Source organism: Streptomyces sp. NPDC022910, from assembly GCF_055561075.1.
Genome location: NZ_JBVHHL010000159.1, coordinates 1 through 1,944, shown reverse-complemented (window position 1 = coordinate 1,944; position 1,944 = coordinate 1). Strand labels below are relative to the sequence as shown.

Below are 1,944 nucleotides of genomic sequence, written 5' to 3'. Positions count from 1 at the left end.
TGGACGTCTTTTTGCGGGGAGTGGTGTGTGATGGCGGGTTCGGGTGCGGATCGTCGGTCGTATGACACGGGTGCGTCGGCGGATGTGCAGGGCAGTATCCAGGCGGTGATCGGCCGGTTGGAGGAGGTTATCGGGGCGCGGGATCGTCAGGTGAAGGCGGCGATGGCGGACTTCACGGCGGATGGGGTGGCGGATGAGTACCACGGCAAGGAGTTGCGGTGGAATCGTGCGTCGCAGGAGGTCAAGAACATCATCGGGTTGTTGAAGTCGACGTTGGAGCAGAACGACGGGACGGCGCAGTCGACGATCGCGAAGGCGAAGGCTGCGGTCGACAACATCGGCTGAGGTAGGCGGCTTTCGGGCTGTCATGTGGTGTGGGCTGTCGCTGAGCAGGATGCAGAGGACAACGGGGATGACCGGCTGGGATCTGAAGCCGCAGGGTATTCAGGGTGTGTTGAAGGCGACGGGTGAGACGGCGTCGCATCTTGAGGGTCTTGCGAAGGCGTATGGGGAGTATCTGACGTCGGCGGCGTCCAGTGCCGGGACCATCGCTGCGGGGGGTGGTGGGGGTGAGGGTGGGGGCGAGAAGGCGCAGGGGGGTCTGGTGGCTCTTGCTCTGTCGCAGTATGCGGAGCATGCGACGAAGGATTTGCAGTACGTGGGGGTGCGGGCGGGGAAGTCGTTGCAGGGTGCGGTGGATGCGACGACGGCGTATCTGAACGGGGACGAGGCGATGGCTGCGGAGGCGCAGCGTAAGGCGTTGGCGGAGCCGCGGGTGGATCTGCCGGGGGTGGGCAGGGCGTGATCGAGCCGGGGCGGATTCCGCAGTTCACGGGTGATCTGGCGCAGTTGGAGAAGGATTGCGGCGGCCTGAAGAGGGTTGCGTCGGGTGTGCGTACCACGGGTGGGGATGTTCACTCGCGGTTCCAGGGTTTGTCGGCGTATTACCGGGCTCCGGAGGCGGAGCAGTTGTTCGGGACGACGAAGCGGGTGGCGGAGCGGGCGGATGGTTTCGCGACCGGTCTGGAGAGTGTCTCGGGTGCGTTGTCGTCGTATGCGGCGGAGGTTCGTCCGCTGGTGGAGAAGCTGAAGCAGTTGAAGCTGGATGCGGCGAGCTTTGTGGACTCGGTCAGGGGCGATGAGGACTGGGAGTACGACGGGGACAAGGTCGAGCGGCACAACCAGATCCGGGACGAGGTCACGGCGGCGGTGGCGGCGTTCTGGGCGGCGGAGCGGACCTGTCACAACAAGATCACTGCGTTGTTCGGCGGGACGCAGATGGTGGCTGGGGACGGCTCGGACCGCAAGGACCAGTACGGGTTCTCGGCCGAGGACATGAAGAGCGCGAAGCTTCCCTGGGGTGACCCGGTGGAGGAGAGGCATCACTGGTACGAGATCGGCCACTGGGTGAAGTCGTTTGTGTGGGACGGGCTGATCGTGGATGGGATCTGGGGGACGGTCAAGGGTCTGGGGACGCTGGTGGGGTTTGGTGGCTGGGAGGCGATGGGTCGGGCGTGGAAGGGTCTGGCGCAGCTGGCCACCGGTCTGGTGATTTCCTCGGTTCCGGGTGTGGGTGCGTTGTTCTGGACTCTGCCGGATGACAAGTTGCCGTCGTGGTTGCGTGATTCGCGTACGGCGATGAAGGAGACGGGCAAGGCGCTGGTGGCGTGGGACGAGTGGGGTAAGAACCCGGCTCGGGCTGCGGGTGCGGTGACGTTCAATGTGCTGACGACCGTGTTCACGGGTGGTGCGGGTGGTGCGGCGTCGGGTGCGGGGAAGGCGGGTGCGGTCGCGAGGGCGTTGTCGGTGGCGGGCAAGGCGGGCAGGGTCATCGATCCGATGACGTATGTCAGCAAGGCCGCGGGTGCGGGGTTGTCGAAGATCGGGGACGTCACGGCGGCGCTGAAGGGCGTCGGCAACGTCGAGATCCCCAAGCTCCCGGAC

The 1,944-nt window shown here is 65.7% G+C and carries 2 protein-coding genes and 1 pseudogene; all 3 read left to right on the top strand.

What is annotated here, in order from left to right; translation table 11 throughout:
- Positions 1-30 precede the first annotated feature (30 nt).
- Positions 31-345: a pore-forming ESAT-6 family protein gene (locus ACZ3TS_RS42860; RefSeq protein ID WP_467628652.1), complete on the top strand. Its 315-nt coding sequence runs from the start codon at positions 31-33 to the stop codon at positions 343-345.
- Between the two features lie 67 nt (positions 346-412).
- Positions 413-805 (top strand): DUF6507 family protein, encoded by a 393-nt coding sequence (locus tag ACZ3TS_RS42855; RefSeq protein WP_467628649.1) that lies wholly within the window; start codon positions 413-415, stop codon positions 803-805.
- Positions 802-1,944: pseudogene (locus tag ACZ3TS_RS42850) on the top strand (hypothetical protein); the annotation flags it as partial. The gene ACZ3TS_RS42855 and the pseudogene ACZ3TS_RS42850, both read left to right, overlap by 4 nt.

Bases quoted from the DNA above. Each gene is read 5' to 3' on its own strand.
- ACZ3TS_RS42860 (WP_467628652.1), top strand. From the start codon at position 31: ATGGCGGGTTCGGGTGCGGATCGTCGGTCGTATGACACGGGTGCGTCG.
- ACZ3TS_RS42855 (WP_467628649.1), top strand. From the start codon at position 413: ATGACCGGCTGGGATCTGAAGCCGCAGGGTATTCAGGGTGTGTTGAAG.